Genomic DNA, 14,774 nt, shown 5'->3' on the forward strand with positions numbered 1-14,774 from the left:
CTCTTCTCGGAAAAGGAGTGCGCCAACTATCTCAGAAACTCAGGATATGTTTCCGTATAAAAACAGCATGCTCTAATTCGAGCACGGCGCTCGCGCGCCTTTGTCGCGAGTCGGCTTTGACGCGCGGAGACATGAACCAGATCCAAGCCACGACCTGGAGCGCGAGATTGAGAGCAAAGGCTGTCCGATAAGCGATTTCGGGATAGTGTCCCGCTTGAGGTGTCCAATACTGAAGTACAACGCCGGTCGCGTATTGCACAACGAAGGCCGCGGCAATGTGGAACAGATTCAGCGCGCCGTTGGCCCTTCCGGGGAGCTGTTTCGGGAAATACTCGGCCAGAGTCGCGAAGCTCAGCACCGTAGCCGCGCCGACGGCCGCTACAACGGCCCACTGCAAATATGACGGCAAGGGCAAGCGCAGGATCAATGCGAACTGAGTTGCAATAAAGACAGCCGCAACAAGCCCCAGGAGCACCTCCGGTCCAACACCGCGCCTTCGCAGCCGATCGGCAGCGCCCCCAAGAAGAATGGCACCCAGGCTGAGCGCGACCGCCATCGCAAACAAATGAAATACCACGCCGGCGCGATCGAGGCCCTCAACGTCCTTGAACCACTGCGCCGCCCAGAGCCCTTGAAGAGCCCAGGCCGTTCCAATGCAGGATGCCGAGAGCGGCGCAACGCGCCAGAATCGCGGATCGGCATAGACCTCTTTCAAACCGGCTGCGACCGCGCCGCCCGGAACTGCAGTCCTCTCGGGCACGATCAGATAAATCGTGACCGCACTGGCGACAGTCAGCCCAGCGAGCAGACCAAATAGTTCACGCCAACCAATCCACTCCAGCAACAGGTCGGCCGGCAATGTCGCCGTGACCGCACCCGGCGCGCCCAGCATCACCATCAAGCCGTTCAGGAGCGGGACGCGATCCCCGGGAAACCAGAGAACGAGTGGCACGGGGATTTTTTGGCCGCTTCTGCCAACCGCGCAGCCATGCCCTCGGAGAGGTAAACGCCAACTCTGGGTTTCATGAGAGAGACTTGCTCTGAGAGCGACTAGAGAGTCGTTAGTCGTGCAAACAGATCACGCTGGCATCAGCGGTCTGGTGCCGCGGCCGACGAAGATCAGGATTTCGTAGGGCGTTGCCGCCATCAGACGGGACGTCTTCAGTCCGCCATCGCGAGCTTCAACGATTTGCGAAGCAGCCCAGATCAGGACGTCGGCGTCCCAAATAGTCGCCATGCCGTGCTCCGGAACGGCTTCGACACGAATGCTGATCTCGCCGGCGCGGAAGAGCACCAATCCATGGGATGAAGTTGCCGCGTGATTAAATGGACTCGCAATGGCCACTCTGCGTATCAAGTACGTATACGAGGACATGGATCGACACGGTAATGTGCGCCGGTATTTCCAGCGCAATCGAGGATCCAAGATCCGACTTCGTGCCGTGCCAGGTACCGACGAATTCGGGGGAGAGTACCAGGCCGCTCTGAATGGCAAGATCGGGCCCAGAGAGACCGAACAACCGCAGGGCACGCGCGCGAAGAATGGGTCGCTGCGATGGCTGATTGAGCAATACTACGCCTCGGCGGAATTCACGAGACTCGACACCAGCACCAAGTCAGCCCGACGCGGCATTCTCGATAATTTGTGTAGCGAACCGGTCTCGGACGAGAATTCAAATTTGATCGGTTCCTTGCCCTACGCCTCGATGCCGAGCAGCAAGGTGCGCGCGCTGCGCGATCGCAAAGCGGAATTTCCCGAGGCTGCCAACGGTCACATCAAGGCGCTGCGCCAAGTCGTCAAGTATGCAATCGCGGCGGAGCATCCCGGCGCCGAGCGAAATCCGGCACGGGATGTGCCGTACATGAAGACCGGATCGCAGGGCTTCCACACTTGGACGATTGCTGAAGTGCTGCAATATGCCAAGAAGCATCCAATCGGCACCAAGGCGCATCTCGCACTCGCGCTATTGCTGTTCACCGGTCAGCGAAGATCGGACGTCGTCAAATTTGGCCGACAACACATCAAGAATGGTTGGCTTACGTTTACGCAGGTGAAAAACCGGAAGACCAGGCCCGTAACCCTGTCGATCCCGATTATGCCCTGGTTGCAATCTGCAATCGACGCGTCGCCATGTGGCGATCTGACGTTTCTGGTTACAGAGTTCGGCCGCCCATTCACCGGCAATGGTTTCGGCAACAAAGTTCCGCGATTGGTGCGACCGGGCCGGATTAAATCATTGTTCGGCACATGGCCTGGGAAAGGCTGGCGCATGCGTTGCGGCCGAGAACGGCGCGACCGAGAAGCAGCTGATGGCGATCTTCGGATGGCAGACGATGAAGGAGGCCGCGCACTATACCAAGATGGCCAACAAAAACGTCTCGCCGCGAGCGCGATGCCGCTCCTGTCCCTCGATCAAACCGCGAACAATAGTCTCCCACTTTTGGGCCCGGTTGAAGAAAGTGGGAGTAAAAGGGGAAAAAACCGAGGAAGATCAAAGCCTGATTTGAGACATGGTGCCCAGGGGCGGAATCGAACCACCGACACTGCGATTTTCAGTCGCATGCTCTACCAACTGAGCTACCTGGGCAGGTCTCTTGCGGGCAAAAAAGCCCGGCGAGCCGGCGGGTTATAGTGGGACCGGACCGCGCTGTCTACCGCCCTGAGGGCAAGTTTTCACATTCCTTGTGCGGTTGCGCGGCGGCGCGGGACGCCCGTCCCGACCGGCCGGCACCGCAGGGGCAAGATCATGAAAACACGGCGCTATTCGACGTCGTCCTCGTCGCCTTCGGCGGCCGGGATGACATAGGAGCCGCTGAGCCAGCGATGCAGGTCGACGTCGCGGCAGCGCGGCGAGCAGAACGGGCGGACGGCCTCGGCCGCGGGCCGGTTGCAGATCGGGCAGCGGCGGATGAGCTTGGCGGATTTCGAAGCGGGGGCGCTCCGGTGGGGCGATTTGTCTGACATCGGCGGCTATTTAATGGGCTGGACGCGCGGGTGCACCCCCGCACGCGGATAGTCAGACGCCGACCGTGTTGAGCCAGCCGAAGCGGATCGGGAAGCCCTCGCCGGCGAGCAGGGTCGTGGTCTCGTAGAGCGGCAGGCCGACGACGTTGGTGTAGGAGCCGACCATCTTGACCACGAACGAGCCGGCGATGCCCTGCACGGCATAGCCGCCGGCCTTCCCCCGCCATTCGCCGGAACCGATATAGGCCTGGATGTCGTCCTCGCTGAGCCGCTTGAAGCGGACGCGGGTCTCGACCAGGCGCTGGCGGAACGCCTCCTTCGGCGTCACCAGCGTGATCGCGGTGTAGACGCGGTGGTTGCGGCCCGACAGCAGCCGCAGGCACTGCGAGGCCTCGTCGACCAGATTGGCCTTCGGCAGAATGCGGCGGCCGACCGCGACCACCGTGTCGGCGGAGATGATGAAGGACCCGCGCAGCTCGTCGTCGAGCTGGACGGATTTGAGCGCGGCATCGGCCTTGGCGCGGGCGAGGCGATTGGCGCAGGCGCGCGGCAGCTCGCCGCGCCTCGGCGTCTCGTCGACATCGGCCGGGCGCAGCGCGTCGGGCTCGATGCCGGCCTGGTTGAGCAGCGCCAGACGCCTGGGCGAACCGGATGCAAGAACGATTTTGGGACGGCCGAGCATGCTGATTTCGCTAGGGGATTCGGAAGCTGTGGGGCGGGCGCGCGGAACCTATCGGAAGGGCTGCCATTCCACAACCCGCGAGGCGTGCGACAAGGCCGAGCCGGGCCTGCTCTACGGCCTCAGTTTGAGCGGCGGACGACGTTGGTATTTCGGTTCGATGACACCTGTGCAGGAACCGGGACCCTACAAGCCCGCCGGCCCGGGCTTGCCGAAACGCTTGCGGATCCGCGTGAACAGGCCGTCGCAGACTTCGCGATAGGCGGCGAGCTTCTGCTCGCGGTTGCCGTCGGCGCCGGTCGGATCGGGCGTCGGCCAGTATTCGACGTCGGCGGCGATGGTACGGGTCAGCTCCAGCGCCTTGTGGTGCGCCTCGGGCGAGAGGGTGATGATGAGGTCGAAATTCAGCCCCTCCCAGTCCTCGAGCTCCTCGAAGGTCGTCGGCTTGTGCTGCGAGATGTCCTGGCCGAGCTCGGCCATCACAGACACCGCGAACGGGTCGAGCTCGCCCTTCTTGACGCCGGCGGAGCGGACATAGAGCGCCTGCGGATACATCTGGCGCAGCAGGCTCTCCGCCATCGGCGAGCGCACGCTGTTCTGGCCGCAGGCGAACAGCACCGCCTGCGGCTGGCGCGCGCGCGGCGGCACCTCGGCCATGCGCCTAGGCGCCCTCGGCCGCGAAGGTGGCCGGGCCCGGCAGCAGGCGACGATGCAGCGCGGACGGTATCACTGGCCCTCGCCCTTCCAGTGCAGCACGGTGATCAGGGTGAACAGCCGGCGCGAAGTCTCGAAATCGACCCGCACCTTGCCCTTCAGCCGCTCCTGAAGGGTGCGCGAGCCCTCGTCATGGATGCCGCGGCGGCCCATGTCGATGGCCTCGATCTTGTCGGGCGTCGCGGTGCGGATCGCCTGGTAGTAGCTGTCGCAGATCATGAAATAGTCCTTCACGATCCGTCGGAACGGCGACAGCGACAACAGATGCGTTACGACGGGCGTGCCGTCCTCGCGGCGGATGTCGAACATCAGCCGGTTGGCGGTGATGCCGAGATGCAGGGTGAACGGACCGGCGCCGTCGGCACCTTCGGGCGCGAACAGATTCTCCTCGACGAGGTCGTAGATCGCAATCGCCCGCTCATGCTCGATGTCCGGACCAGAGCGGCCGATCGACTCCTCGTCGAGCGTCACCGCCACGATGCGATTGGTCCGGTCGTCGCCTGGCGGGTGCTGGGTCATGGCAGGTTGAGGCGTATTCCCACGGAGCGTGAATGGGCGTCGAGACCCTCGGCCTTGCCCAGAGTCATCGCCGCTGGCCCCAGCGCGCGCAACTGCTCGGGGCCGCATTTCAACAGCGACGTGCGCTTCATGAAGTCGAGCACGCCGAGACCGGAGGAGAACCGCGCCGAGCGCGCGGTCGGCAGCACGTGATTGGAGCCGCCGACATAGTCGCCGATCGCCTCGGGCGTGTGCGCGCCCAGGAAGATGGCGCCGGCATTGCGGACACGGGCCGCGAACGCGTCGGGATCGGCCGTCATGATCTCCAGGTGCTCGGCGGCAATGGCGTCCGCCAGCGGCACGGCCTGGTCGAGATGGTCGACCTCGATGATGGCGCCGAAATCGGCCCAGGACGCGCCGGCGATCGCGGCGCGAGGAAGCGTCTTGAGCTGGCCCTCGACGGCGCGGGCCACGTCGTCGGCCAAGCGGCGGCTGTCGGTGATCAGGATCGATTGCGCGCTGGCGTCGTGCTCGGCCTGGGCGAGAAGATCGGCGGCGATCCAGTCGGCATTGCCGCTGTCGTCGGCGATGACCAGCACCTCGGAGGGGCCGGCGATCATGTCGATGCCGACCTTGCCGAACACCAGCCGCTTGGCGGCGGCGACATAGGCGTTGCCCGGGCCGACGATCTTGGCAACCGGGGCGATCGTCGCGGTGCCATGCGCCAGCGCGGCCACCGCCTGGGCGCCGCCGACGCGGTAGATCTCGGAGACGCCGCCGAGATGGGCGGCGGCCAATACCAGCGGATTGAGCCTGCCGTCCGGCGCCGGCACCACCATCACGAGCCGCGCGACGCCGGCGACCTTGGCGGGAATGGCATTCATCAGCACCGAGGACGGATAGGCCGCGGTGCCGCCGGGGACATAGAGCCCGGCGGATTCGATCGCACTCCAGCGCCAACCGAGTTCGACGCCGGCTTCGTCGGTGAAGCGCTGGTCCTGCGGCAGCTGCTTGAGATGAAAGGCCTCGATGCGGTCGCGGGCGAATTTCAGCGCATCCAAGGTCGCGGCGTCACAGGCCTTGAAGGCGGCCTCGATCTCGGCGGCCGTCACGCGCAGCGAGGAGGCATCGAGCTCCAAGCGGTCGAACTTGCGCGTCGCCTCGAGCAGCGCCGCATCGCCGCGCCGGGCGACGTCGTCGACGATGGCGCGGGCGGCGGCTTCGACGTCGGCGGAGGTCTCGCGCTTGGCGGCGAGAAACTGCCGAAACTGGGCGTCGAAATCGGTGCTGGCGCGGGACAGGCGAATGGGCATCTCTGGCACTTTCCGAAGGGGTGGCTGCCCCCGACCCCCTGCTCAATGGCGCGGCAGCGCGGGGCCGTCAACCCTTTGAACAGGCGCCTACCGGGTCAGCGGCGGACCGCCATCGATATCGCTGGTGCCGAGATCGTCCTCGCCAAGATCGGTCAGCTCGCATTCCAGACATTCGACATCGAGCCGCAATGCGCCGCCATGGGAGAACAGCAGCAACGCGCTGCCGGCGGGCGGCTCGGCGCCGGCATGGAATTCGATGCCGATCAGCTCCAGCACGGCCGCGGGCGCATCGAGGTCGATGCGGCGCGACTTGCAGGCCAGCACCCGGTCGAACCGCAGCGCCGCCAACAGCCGGCGCGGCTCGCTCTCGCCATGCAGCGCCTGGTCCCAGTCGAGCCGGTTCATGCCGATCACAAGCCGCTTCTCGGCCTGGCGCCAGATGATGTCGGCCGCCTGCACCCGAGCATCCTGCACATGGGCCGAGATCACGGCGAGATCGTCGGCATCGAGCGCGATCAGTTTGAGCCGGTCGGTCACGGTCTCATCCTCTTGGCAGCGCCCTCACTCGCGGATGCGCTCGATCGTGGCGCCGCAGGCCTTCAGCTTGTCCTCCAGCCGCTCGAAGCCGCGATCGAGATGATAGACGCGATTGATCATGGTTTCGCCTTCCGCGGCAAGCCCGGCAATCACCAGCGACACCGAGGCGCGCAGATCGGTCGCCATCACAGGCGCGCCACGCAAGCTCGAGGTGCCCTCGATCCGAGCGGTCTCGCCATCGAGACTGATCCGCGCGCCGAACCGCGCGAGTTCCTGCACGTGCATGAAACGGTTCTCGAAGATGGTCTCGGTGATCGCCGAGGCGCCCTGCGCGCAGACCATCAGCGCCATCAGCTGGGCCTGCAGGTCGGTCGGAAAGCCGGGGAACGGCGCGGTCGTCACCTGCACCGGGCGGATGCCGTGGCCGTTTCTGACGACGCGGATGCCCTCGGCGTCGCTCGTGATCTCGGCGCCGGCCTCGATCAGCACGTCGAGCGCGGACTGCAACAGCTCCGGCCGCGCGCCGGCGAGCCGGACATCGCCGCCGGTCATCGCCGCGGCGATCGCATAGGTGCCGGCCTCGATGCGGTCGGGCAGCACGGTGTGACGCGCGCCGTGCAGAGACGCCACGCCCTCGATCTCGATGCGTGGCGTGCCGGCGCCGGTGATGTGCGCGCCCATCTTGTTGAGGCAGTCGGCGAGATCGGTGATCTCCGGCTCGCAGGCGGCGTTGGCGATGACGGTCGTGCCCTTGGCGAGGCTCGCGGCCATGACCGCGACATGGGTGCCGCCGACGGTGACCTTGGGGAAATCGATCGTGCCCCCGCGCAGGCCGCCCGGCGCTTTGGCGACGACATAGCCGGCATCGATCTCGATGCTGGCGCCGAGCTTTTCCAGCGCCATGATCAGGAGGTCGACCGGCCGCGTGCCGATGGCGCAGCCGCCCGGCAACGACACCCGCGCCTCGTGCATCCGCGCCAGCAGCGGCGCGATCACCCAGAAGCTGGCGCGCATCCGCGACACCAGCTCATAGGGGGCCGTGGTGTCGATGATGTTGGCCGCCGAGATCTGCAGCGTCTGGCCCTGGTACTGGCCATCGCCGGGACGCTTGCCGACCGACATGATGTCCACGCCGTGATTGCCGAGAATGCGCTGAAGCTGCGCGACGTCGGCAAGGCGCGGGACGTTGTCCAGGATCAGCGTCTCCGGCGTCAAAAGACCCGCGATCATCAGCGGCAGGGCGGCGTTCTTCGCGCCCGAAATCGGGATGGTGCCGCGAAGCGGGTTGCCGCCGACGATGCGAATGCGATCCATGCTGGTCCTGTGGGGCTGGCCGGGAAATTGGGCTAAGGTCGGCGCAACAGGACCGACATTACGGCGATTTGATGGGTTCGCAACGGCAGGTCGCATCGCCGGGGAATTCATCCCCTGACGGTGCGGCCCGCCGCGGCGGGAATCCGCGAATCAGACCGGTGGGACCAGCGCATCGGCCAGAAACCCGTGCAGCGCGGCGACGACCTGGGCGCCCTCGCCGATCGCGCCGCCGACGCGCTTGACCGAGCCGGAGCGGACGTCGCCGACCGCATAGACGCCGGGCACCGAGGTCTCCAGCGGCGACACCATCCGCCCGGCATTCTGCTCCGACTGCGCGCCGGTGACGACGAAGCCGGCACGGTCGAGCGTGATGCCGCAGCCGTCGAGCCAACCGGTGGCGGGATCGGCGCCGACGAACAGAAAGAGATTGCTGATGTCGGCGGGCGTCTCTTCGCCGGACAGCCGGCTCTTCAGGGTGATGCGTTCGAGGCCCGTGTCGGCCCCGCCATCGAGCGCGACGACCTCGGTGTTGAACAACAGCTCGATGTTCGGCGTCGCCTCGATGCGCTCGATGAGATAGCGCGACATCGACGCGGCAAGCCCGCCGCCGCGGATGATCATCCGCACCTTCTTGACGTGGCCCGACAGAAACACCGCGGCCTGCCCCGCGGAATTGCCGCCGCCGACCAGCGCAACCTCCTGCCCCGCGCACAGCCGCGCCTCGATCGGCGAGGCCCAATACCACACGCCGCGGCCCTCGAACTCCTTGAGCCGGGCAAGATCAGGCCGGCGATAGCGCGCGCCGCTGGCGACCACCACCGAGCGCGCCCGCACCTCGTCGCCGCCCTCGAGCGCCAGCACGAAGGCGCCGGCCCTGCGCTCGCAGTCGAGCGCATTGACCGCCACCGGGATCATGATCTCGGCGCCGAACTTCTGCGCCTGGTTGAAGGCGCGTGCGGTCAGCGCCAGGCCGGTGATGCCGGTCGGGAAGCCGAAATAGTTCTCGATGCGCGCGCTGGCGCCGGCCTGGCCGCCGAACGCGCGCGAGTCCAACACCGCCACCGACAGACCTTCGGAGGCGCCATACACCGCGGTGGCCAGGCCCGCCGGCCCGCAGCCGACGACCGCGACATCGTAGATCTTCTCGCCGCGCGGGCCGCCGATCATCCCCACGGCACGCGCCAGCTCGGTCTCGCTGGGATTGCGCAGCACGCTGCCGTCGGACACCACCACCAGCGGCAGCTCGGCGGGCGTCGGCGAATAGCGCGCGATCAGATCGGCCGCGTCGTGATCATCAGCGGGATCGAGCAGATGGTGCGGAAAGCCGTTGCGGGTGAGGAAGCTCTGCAGCCGCGCGATCGCAGCCGATTGCGGCGGGCCGATCATGACCGGGCCGCCGGCGCCGCCCTGGATCAGATTGACCCGGCGCAGGATCAGCGCCCGCATGATGCGCTCGCCGAGTTCGGCCTCGGCGATCAGCAGCGCGCGCAACCGTTCGGGACGAATCAGGATGACCTCGACGTCGCCCTCGGCATGGCCGTCGACCAGCGCGACGCGGCCGGAGAGCTGGGCGATCTCGGCCAAAAACTGCCCTGGCCCCTGGTCGATCACCGGCGTGACGTGACCGAGGCCGTCACGCTGGGTGATCGCGACATGGCCTTTGAGAATCACGAACATGCCGGGGCCGGGCTTGCCGGTCTCGAACAGCAGCTCGCCGTCGCGATAGGTCTGGATCTCGCCGAAGCCGCGCAGACGCGCGATCTCCTGGGGCGTCAGCTCTGGAAAGGTCTGCTCAAAGCGGGGCAGCGTCTTCGCCAGCTCCGCCCGCTGTGCCCCTGCCTCCACCGTCATCCCTTCATCCGCTGCCATCACGCCCACCCCGCTTGCAATCTGCTCAACGCTTCGAATCGTCCGGACCGCCGGCAGCGGCCTCGTCCGAGCCGCCCTCCTCGGCCGTCACCGCCTGGCTGCGCTCGCGGCTCTGCGCCTTGCGCCGCTTCAGGTTCTCGCGCAGCGCCTGCTTCAGCCGCTCCTCGCGCGCGCCCTTCGGCGCCGCCTTCCCGGTCTTATCCGTCATCCCCTTCCCCCGGTCACCCGATACCAGAGGCACAATTGGGGCCCCAGATGCGAAAGCCAAGAGGCGTTGGCGACGCAGACGCTAGGTTCCGCCCGACCGGCCGTCGCCTGCCCGGATGGGGAGTTGCCGGCGCGACCCGGGCATTGGGGACGCCAAGGGCGGCCAACCGCGAGAATCCACCGTGAACGGGTGATTTCGGTCCGATTTCGGAGGTCTTTCGCTCCCTTTCGATGCATCACGCTGACGTCTTTCCCCGAAAACCGGACGAGCCGCGCTTGCGCAGGCGGGGACCTTGTGGCAAGAACCGCCCGCGTTCGGTCGCGGCCTTCGGGCCGGTCCCCGCTAGTCCCTTTGCTGCCGTAGCTCAGTGGTAGAGCACTCCCTTGGTAAGGGAGAGGTCGACAGTTCAATCCTGTCCGGCAGCACCAGGGCATTCTTCCCCGACATGATCTTCGGCGACGCCTCGGGACCGCAGGCCACGCACAGATGCGCGTCATCGGCCTCGCGGCGCAATTTGCGTCCGAGCTCTGCTGCAGCACCGCCCTCTCCGGAAAATCGAGGGCGCAGGGAAGGCCGGGCGCTGGCCGCGCCCGTGGCCCGCCTGCGGAAAAAAATGCAGGCGGCAGGTACCACAGGTCTGGCCGAACACACCCGGCCCTCCCTGCGCGATGGGCTTACGATTTATACGCGCTCTCCCTGGGGACCGGGCTTTGTTGCCCCCATCACCCGCGATGCACTGACGCACATCAGCGAGCTTGACCTCAGCATCGGGAGGCCAGGACCACGCGACTTCATCGTCCGTATCGAAGTTGTTCGTCCGCTCGCGAATGCGCGCTGCAACTCCGACCCGGCCACCGCATCCCACACCCAACGCTCGTGACGACTCGCGAACGCCCCTCTTCGATGGGCACGGGACGGCCAGAAATGTGCAGGTGATTTGCCCGACGACACAAGCCCAACTGCTGCGGCAAACTGGCACGACGGGCAGTTTGGGCATCGCGGGCATGCGGGAGCTTTGTTGTTTAGTACAGCGTCACCGTAATCCGGCGGACATGCCGCACGCAAATCGCCTGACCGTAGGCATTATGGCGATGGTGGCGGATGAAGAGCGCCGCATGATTTCGCACCGAACGAAGGCCGCCCTTGCCGAAGCGAAGAAGCGTGGAACGAGGCTAGGCGGCGACCGCGGCGCTCGGCTTTCGCAGGTTGCTCAGAAAGCGGGCCGCGACGCACAGGCAGCGAGAGCCAATCATCGCGCAGCTGACCTCGCCCCAATTTTCAAGGAGCTGAGACGAGATGGTATCGCCACGTGGAGCGCTATCGCACGTGCACTCAACGCGCGACGCATCCCTACACCGCGCCGCGGGAGTAAGTGGACAGCTACGCAGGTGGCGCGGGTCGCAGCGCGACTCATGGTATAAGGCCACATCCGGTGTAATCAGTGTTTTTGCGCTTTCGCCCCCCATTGACACTATAGCCGCAGCATCTGCGGCCAAGCATTTCGGGATGAAGCAGACCACGCCATGTACGATTTTCGGACCTTGTCGCCCATAGACTTCGAAGAACTCGTTCGCGACCTATTGCAGGCAGAACTTGGTATTCGCATTGAGAGCTTTGCGCCCGGCCGGGATCAGGGGATTGACTTCCGATTCGCAGCAGGAGGCAAGACAACTATCATTCAAGCCAAGCATTACGCAGACACCGGATTTCCCGGTCTCCTAAACGCAGTCAAAAAGGAGAACGCAAAAATCAAGGCGCTAAGCCCAGCCCGGTACATATTCGCCACTTCCTTACCGCTGACCCCAGCACAAAAGGGCAAAATACAGCAGGCGGTCCCGGACGCTCCATTGGCCGTCGAAGATGTAATTGGCCACTCTGACCTAAACAATCTGATTGGCCGACACCATCACGTTGAACGCAACCACTTTAAACTCTGGCTTTCAAACACAGCAGTTCTTGAGCGAATATTGCATAGCGGCGTTTACAATCGGACGGCCATCGAGATGGACTTGATCCGAGAAGTCACTTCAAAATTTGTTCACAACAAAAGCGTCAATTCGGCAGAAGAAATACTAAACAAGTCCGGCGTTCTAATCATCTCCGGTGAGCCCGGCGTGGGGAAAACCACCCTGGCGCGAATGCTAGTTTGGCTACACGCCGAGCAAGACTGGCAAGTCACGGTGATAGACGACATACAGGAAGCGTATGAAATTACGTTTGATAAGCGCAAGCACATAATCTTCTTCGACGACTTCTTGGGACAAGTGCAGCTGTCAAACGACCTCGTTAGAGGAATGGACCAACGTCTGCCGCCTTTTCTGCAGAAAATTCGTACGCACAAGAATTTGCGGTTTGTGCTCACGACAAGAGATTACATTCTTCATCAGGCGCAGTCGCATTCCCGACGCTTAGCCGATCTGGCCATAGATACCAGCCAATTCGTATTAAACGTGGGGCACTATACTCGATCTGCACGCGCCAAAATTCTCTATAACCACCTATACTTTTCTCAGCTCATAAAATCGGACGTAAAGACATTGCTGGAGGACAAGCTATTCATTCGAATGATCGATCACAAGAATTTCAATCCACGTCTCATCGAATTACTAACTAATGCGGACTACCTCTCTCTAGCCGAGAAGCCCATCAAGGATGTCGTAGAGACTGTCCTGGAAAATCCACGAGAGCTTTGGGAGATACCCTACCGGGCACATCTGACCAATGAGGCGCGGGCGTTGATGCTCGCTGTTTATTTCAATTGCCCCAGGGTGGATTTGACCTCATTGGAAGGCAGTTTTGAGCGGATGCTGGACATGATGAAGCTTCAGATATCTCCGCCCGATCGGCTGCCAGCATTCCGGCGGTCACTTAGAGAGCTGGAAGGCTCGGTACTCGCTATAGAAAATCGGACGGTCCGCTTCGCTAACCCGGGTGTCCGAGACTTTCTTGATCGAGTGGTCGAAGATGATCGCTTAGTTCCAATGGCGATAAAAATCCTCACAGATTACGATGAAGTAAACCTGTGTTGGGAGCTGATCAAGAAGGGAAAAACAGAACAGTTTCAGAACGACCAATTCCGGCACGACTGGATAAATGCCGTTGGCCGTGTTGTCTTGGGAAGCAGCGGAACGGCATTAAGATGCCTCACACTGGCGATTGAGTCCTACGCTAAGTTTCCCGGAACAGACGCGCTCGTGCACGTCGTTTCGGCTGCGGCGACTCTGGACCAATATACTGCGGACGACACGGAGTTCCCTGCCTGTCAGGCTGCACTAGAGGCGCTCGCGGAAGCAGGGCTGCCTCCAGCAGAGGCAGACAAAACACTAGAGATCTTACTAGCGTATACCATAGATGCTTTCAGAGACGCCGCATGGGCGCTCAGCCTCGAAGAACTGGAGAGCGCCGCCGACTTTTTGCTTGGGTATTGCAACAAGAACTCAGAAATCCCGGTTGCCATTCACTCAGCACTAGATGCGCAAATGGAGCACATTTACGAAATGACAGGCGACATCGACACGCTTGAAGATCTTGACAACTTCGAGCGTGATCTGAAGGCTACGTTAAAGAGATATGGCTACCCTAAAAAGGGATATGAATACGACATCGAACAGCGAAGAGAGCGCATTATGGAGGGGGAAATCCAAAAGCGTTCCACAAGTTATGGTTCGATCAAAAGATCTGGCCCGACGGAAGCAACAGATGCGGAAATCGAATCGATGTTTCGTGGACTACTAGAATAAGCAAGTATCTGTGGTCGGACGAGGCCTTCGTCAATTGAAGAGCATCGCTAGATGAGTACTGCGAAGATCTTCGTGTCTTGTGCAGAGCAGTTCGCGTCGTCCAAGCAATCGACGTATCATCAAAGATCTTTTCATTCGGAGTGTCCGTTACACTCAGGGAGTGTCGAGCATCTACAGGATAATGGTTAGTTGGGAAGCTCGCCAGGATGTGCGAACCTGTTCGAGGTGGCGCGGTCTGTTCCGCGGACGCTTATCGCAGCCGATAGCTGCAATCCTACGATCGGTGGTTCTGAGAAGATCGAGGATACCATGGCATCTGCGGCCGACGCCTTATCTGGCAGCGAGCGAAACTGCCTGCCGATTATGGGTTATGGACATCTCGACGTGGGCCGTAGCGGAGAACGTATTCTTGGACGTCGACCGCTCTTGTGGAGGAAACCTCGTTTCGCCGATTTAATGGACGACTTCACCTTGTTGCCAAAGATCCGAGCCTCGTGCTCGCAACCATAGGCGTGGACGACTGTTACCGGGCCTGATACACAGAGGCGACCAGCGGCGCAAAAAAACTCAACGATTTCATAGGTGGAAGGGCTTTCCGTCACAGTTCAATCCTGTCCGGCAGCACCAGGGCATTGCTCATCATCCCCTCGCCGTGATCCTCTGCATGCGGCCACTGGCCGTGACGACGGATGCACGTAGTCGATCTCGCGGCGCGTTTTGCGTCCGAGCTTTGCGGAGAGCACCGCCCTCGTCGGTCGCGAGGGCGAGGGGAAGACCGGGCATTGGCCGATCGCTGCGGCAGGCGTTCCGGCGCCTGTGCGTCCGGAAGCCGAGTAGCTCGGGCAAGCTTCACCCCGGCAAGCGGGGCGAGGTGAAACACGTGCAGGCTGCGCTCCGCATGTCGCGCCGATGCTCGACAAGGAGCCGTCACGATCAA

Annotated in this window: 12 protein-coding genes, 2 tRNA genes and 1 pseudogene; 3 read left to right on the plus strand and 12 right to left on the minus strand. The window is 63.2% G+C overall.

The features are described 5' to 3' along the window. Positions 1 to 31 precede the first annotated feature (31 nt). From QW868_RS21735 to QW868_RS21790, 12 genes and pseudogenes are all read right to left on the minus strand, one after another. Positions 32 to 952, minus strand: a complete 921-nt coding sequence (locus tag QW868_RS21735; RefSeq protein WP_316231478.1) for an MFS transporter — start codon at positions 950 to 952, stop codon at positions 32 to 34. Positions 953 to 1,099: 147 nt separating this feature from the next. After that, positions 1,100 to 1,375, minus strand: a pseudogene (locus QW868_RS21740) (replication initiator protein A); the annotation flags it as partial. A 1,137-nt stretch (positions 1,376 to 2,512) separates the two neighbouring features. Continuing rightward, positions 2,513 to 2,588 (minus strand) — tRNA-Phe (locus QW868_RS21745). Between the two features lie 173 nt (positions 2,589 to 2,761). Further along, complete coding sequence (gene yacG / locus QW868_RS21750; RefSeq protein WP_316179379.1) at positions 2,762 to 2,965, minus strand: DNA gyrase inhibitor YacG; 204 nt, start codon at positions 2,963 to 2,965, stop codon at positions 2,762 to 2,764. Positions 2,966 to 3,017: 52 nt separating this feature from the next. Further along, positions 3,018 to 3,647 carry a Maf-like protein gene (locus QW868_RS21755; protein WP_315735997.1) on the minus strand — a complete coding sequence of 210 codons (630 nt, stop codon included), beginning with the start codon at positions 3,645 to 3,647 and terminating at the stop codon, positions 3,018 to 3,020. 183 nt (positions 3,648 to 3,830) lie between these two features. Next, complete coding sequence (locus QW868_RS21760) at positions 3,831 to 4,301, minus strand: arsenate reductase ArsC (RefSeq protein WP_315735995.1); 471 nt, start codon at positions 4,299 to 4,301, stop codon at positions 3,831 to 3,833. Between the two features lie 69 nt (positions 4,302 to 4,370). Then, entirely contained in the window at positions 4,371 to 4,877 is a 507-nt protein-coding gene (locus QW868_RS21765; RefSeq protein ID WP_015663966.1) for a UPF0262 family protein, read from the minus strand. Further along, positions 4,874 to 6,169 (minus strand): histidinol dehydrogenase, encoded by a 1,296-nt coding sequence (gene hisD / locus QW868_RS21770; protein ID WP_316231479.1) that lies wholly within the window; start codon positions 6,167 to 6,169, stop codon positions 4,874 to 4,876. Before hisD ends, QW868_RS21765 begins: the two co-directional genes overlap by 4 nt. An 87-nt stretch (positions 6,170 to 6,256) precedes the next feature. Continuing rightward, on the minus strand, positions 6,257 to 6,706 hold the full coding sequence (locus QW868_RS21775; RefSeq protein ID WP_316231480.1) for a DUF2948 family protein: 450 nt from the start codon (positions 6,704 to 6,706) through the stop codon (positions 6,257 to 6,259). Between the two features lie 24 nt (positions 6,707 to 6,730). Next, positions 6,731 to 8,020 carry a UDP-N-acetylglucosamine 1-carboxyvinyltransferase gene (gene murA, locus QW868_RS21780; protein WP_316231481.1) on the minus strand — a complete coding sequence of 430 codons (1,290 nt, stop codon included), beginning with the start codon at positions 8,018 to 8,020 and terminating at the stop codon, positions 6,731 to 6,733. A gap of 150 nt (positions 8,021 to 8,170) precedes the next feature. Further along, positions 8,171 to 9,889: an FAD-dependent oxidoreductase gene (locus QW868_RS21785; RefSeq protein ID WP_410051314.1), complete on the minus strand. Its 1,719-nt coding sequence runs from the start codon at positions 9,887 to 9,889 to the stop codon at positions 8,171 to 8,173. A 25-nt stretch (positions 9,890 to 9,914) separates the two neighbouring features. Continuing rightward, positions 9,915 to 10,097, minus strand: a complete 183-nt coding sequence (locus QW868_RS21790; protein WP_315773782.1) for a hypothetical protein — start codon at positions 10,095 to 10,097, stop codon at positions 9,915 to 9,917. 353 nt (positions 10,098 to 10,450) lie between these two features. Here QW868_RS21790 and QW868_RS21795 point away from each other — a divergent pair. From QW868_RS21795 to QW868_RS21805, 3 genes are all read left to right on the plus strand, one after another. Beyond that, positions 10,451 to 10,525 (plus strand) — tRNA-Thr (locus tag QW868_RS21795). 663 nt (positions 10,526 to 11,188) lie between these two features. Further along, positions 11,189 to 11,518, plus strand: coding sequence for a hypothetical protein (locus QW868_RS21800; RefSeq protein ID WP_410051315.1), 330 nt, complete (start codon positions 11,189 to 11,191; stop codon positions 11,516 to 11,518). A 102-nt stretch (positions 11,519 to 11,620) separates the two neighbouring features. After that, on the plus strand, positions 11,621 to 13,837 hold the full coding sequence (locus QW868_RS21805; RefSeq protein WP_316231483.1) for a restriction endonuclease: 2,217 nt from the start codon (positions 11,621 to 11,623) through the stop codon (positions 13,835 to 13,837). Positions 13,838 to 14,774 lie beyond the last annotated feature (937 nt).

Origin of the sequence: Bradyrhizobium sp. SZCCHNR1051 (genome assembly GCF_032489615.1) — a bacterium.
Taxonomy (GTDB): domain Bacteria; phylum Pseudomonadota; class Alphaproteobacteria; order Rhizobiales; family Xanthobacteraceae; genus Bradyrhizobium.

What these genes read in the sequence shown, in the direction of transcription:
- QW868_RS21800 (WP_410051315.1), top strand. Translation starts at nt 11,189, where the DNA reads ATGGTGGCGGATGAAGAGCGCCGCATGATTTCGCACCGAACGAAGGCC.
- murA (WP_316231481.1), bottom strand. Translation starts at nt 8,020, where the DNA reads ATGGATCGCATTCGCATCGTCGGCGGCAACCCGCTTCGCGGCACCATC.
- QW868_RS21805 (WP_316231483.1), top strand. Translation starts at nt 11,621, where the DNA reads ATGTACGATTTTCGGACCTTGTCGCCCATAGACTTCGAAGAACTCGTT.
- yacG (WP_316179379.1), bottom strand. Translation starts at nt 2,965, where the DNA reads ATGTCAGACAAATCGCCCCACCGGAGCGCCCCCGCTTCGAAATCCGCC.
- hisD (WP_316231479.1), bottom strand. Translation starts at nt 6,169, where the DNA reads ATGCCCATTCGCCTGTCCCGCGCCAGCACCGATTTCGACGCCCAGTTT.
- QW868_RS21765 (WP_015663966.1), bottom strand. Translation starts at nt 4,877, where the DNA reads ATGACCCAGCACCCGCCAGGCGACGACCGGACCAATCGCATCGTGGCG.
- QW868_RS21790 (WP_315773782.1), bottom strand. Translation starts at nt 10,097, where the DNA reads ATGACGGATAAGACCGGGAAGGCGGCGCCGAAGGGCGCGCGCGAGGAG.
- QW868_RS21760 (WP_315735995.1), bottom strand. Translation starts at nt 4,301, where the DNA reads ATGGCCGAGGTGCCGCCGCGCGCGCGCCAGCCGCAGGCGGTGCTGTTC.
- QW868_RS21755 (WP_315735997.1), bottom strand. Translation starts at nt 3,647, where the DNA reads ATGCTCGGCCGTCCCAAAATCGTTCTTGCATCCGGTTCGCCCAGGCGT.
- QW868_RS21785 (WP_410051314.1), bottom strand. Translation starts at nt 9,889, where the DNA reads ATGGCAGCGGATGAAGGGATGACGGTGGAGGCAGGGGCACAGCGGGCG.